The sequence below is a fragment of the Lysinibacillus sp. G1-3 genome (genome assembly GCF_056322905.1).
The window spans coordinates 1-2500 of record NZ_JBWHYQ010000043.1 but is presented as its reverse complement, the minus strand read 5'-3'; the positions used below and the strand labels follow the sequence as shown (position 1 = coordinate 2500).

The 2500-nt window shown below is 52.6% G+C and carries 1 rRNA gene; it reads right to left on the bottom strand.

Features of this window, described 5'->3' with window-relative positions:
* Positions 1–23 precede the first annotated feature (23 nt).
* Positions 24–2500 (bottom strand): 23S ribosomal RNA (locus tag ACVYAD_RS24900); the annotation flags it as partial.

Below are 2500 nucleotides of genomic sequence, written 5' to 3'. Positions count from 1 at the left end.
GTGCATTGAATGTTTCAAACATTTTGGTTAAGTCCTCGATCGATTAGTATTCGTCAGCTCCATGTGTCACCACACTTCCACCTCGAACCTATCTACCTCATCGTCTTTGAGGGATCTTACTTACTTGCGTAATGGGAAATCTCATCTTGAGGGGGGCTTCATGCTTAGATGCTTTCAGCACTTATCCCGTCCACACATAGCTACCCAGCGATGCCTTTGGCAAGACAACTGGTACACCAGCGGTGTGTCCATCCCGGTCCTCTCGTACTAAGGACAGCTCCTCTCAAATTTCCTACGCCCACGACGGATAGGGACCGAACTGTCTCACGACGTTCTGAACCCAGCTCGCGTACCGCTTTAATGGGCGAACAGCCCAACCCTTGGGACCGACTACAGCCCCAGGATGCGATGAGCCGACATCGAGGTGCCAAACCTCCCCGTCGATGTGGACTCTTGGGGGAGATAAGCCTGTTATCCCCGGGGTAGCTTTTATCCGTTGAGCGATGGCCCTTCCATGCGGAACCACCGGATCACTAAGCCCGTCTTTCGACCCTGCTCGACTTGTAGGTCTCGCAGTCAAGCTCCCTTGTGCCTTTACACTCTACGAATGATTTCCAACCATTCTGAGGGAACCTTTGGGCGCCTCCGTTACCTTTTAGGAGGCGACCGCCCCAGTCAAACTGTCCGCCTGACACTGTCTCCTGCCCCGCTAAGGGGCATGGGTTAGAATTTCAATACAACCAGGGTAGTATCCCACCGACGCCTCCTTCGAAGCTGGCGCTCCGAGATCTCTGGCTCCTACCTATCCTGTACAAGTTGTACCAAAATTCAATATCAGGCTACAGTAAAGCTCCACGGGGTCTTTCCGTCCTGTCGCGGGTAACCTGCATCTTCACAGGTACTATAATTTCACCGAGTCTCTCGTTGAGACAGTGCCCAGATCGTTACGCCTTTCGTGCGGGTCGGAACTTACCCGACAAGGAATTTCGCTACCTTAGGACCGTTATAGTTACGGCCGCCGTTTACTGGGGCTTCAATTCGCAGCTTCGCTTGCGCTAACCACTCCTCTTAACCTTCCAGCACCGGGCAGGCGTCAGCCCCTATACGTCACCTTACGGTTTTGCAGAGACCTGTGTTTTTGCTAAACAGTCGCCTGGGCCTATTCACTGCGGCTCTCATGCGCTTGCACGCTCAAGAGCACCCCTTCTCCCGAAGTTACGGGGTCATTTTGCCGAGTTCCTTAACGAGAGTTCTCTCGCACACCTTAGGATTCTCTCCTCGACTACCTGTGTCGGTTTGCGGTACGGGCACCTCTCACCTCGATAGAGGCTTTTCTTGGCAGTGTGAAATCAGGAACTTCGTCCATACGGACTCGCCATCACAGCTCAACGTTACAGTGTGCGGATTTGCCTACACACACGCCTTACTGCTTGGACGCGCATATCCAACAGCGCGCTTACCCTATCCTACTGCGTCCCCCCATTTCTCAAACGGTGAGGAGGTGGTACAGGAATATCAACCTGTTGTCCATCGCCTACGCCTATCGGCCTCGGCTTAGGTCCCGACTAACCCTGAGCGGACGAGCCTTCCTCAGGAAACCTTAGTCATACGGTGGACGGGATTCTCACCCGTCTTTCGCTACTCATACCGGCATTCTCACTTCTAAGCGCTCCACCAGTCCTTCCGATCTGACTTCAACGCACTTAGAACGCTCTCCTACCACTGACATCGTAGATGTCAATCCACAGCTTCGGTGAATCGTTTAGCCCCGATACATTTTCGGCGCAGCGTCACTCGACCAGTGAGCTATTACGCACTCTTTAAATGATGGCTGCTTCTAAGCCAACATCCTGGTTGTCTGTGCAACGCCACATCCTTTTCCACTTAACGATTACTTTGGGACCTTAGCTGGTGGTCTGGGCTGTTTCCCTTTTGACTACGGATCTTATCACTCGCAGTCTGACTCCCGTGTATAAATATCTGGCATTCGGAGTTTGTCTGAATTCGGTAAACCGGGATGGCCCCCTAGTCCAAACAGTGCTCTACCTCCAGTATTCTCATCACGAGGCTAGCCCTAAAGCTATTTCGGAGAGAACCAGCTATCTCCAAGTTCGATTGGAATTTCTCCGCTACCCACACCTCATCCCCGCACTTTTCAACGTGCGTGGGTTCGGGCCTCCAGTAAGTGTTACCTCACCTTCACCCTGGACATGGGTAGATCACCTGGTTTCGGGTCTACGACCACGTACTAATTCGCCCTATTCAGACTCGCTTTCGCTGCGGCTCCGCCTTCTAAAGCTTAACCTCGCACGTAATCGTAACTCGCCGGTTCATTCTACAAAAGGCACGCTATCACCCATTAACGGGCTCTAACTACTTGTAGGCACACGGTTTCAGGATCTCTTTCACTCCCCTTCCGGGGTGCTTTTCACCTTTCCCTCACGGTACTGGTTCACTATCGGTCACTAGGTAGTATTTAGCCTTGGGAGATGGTCCTCCC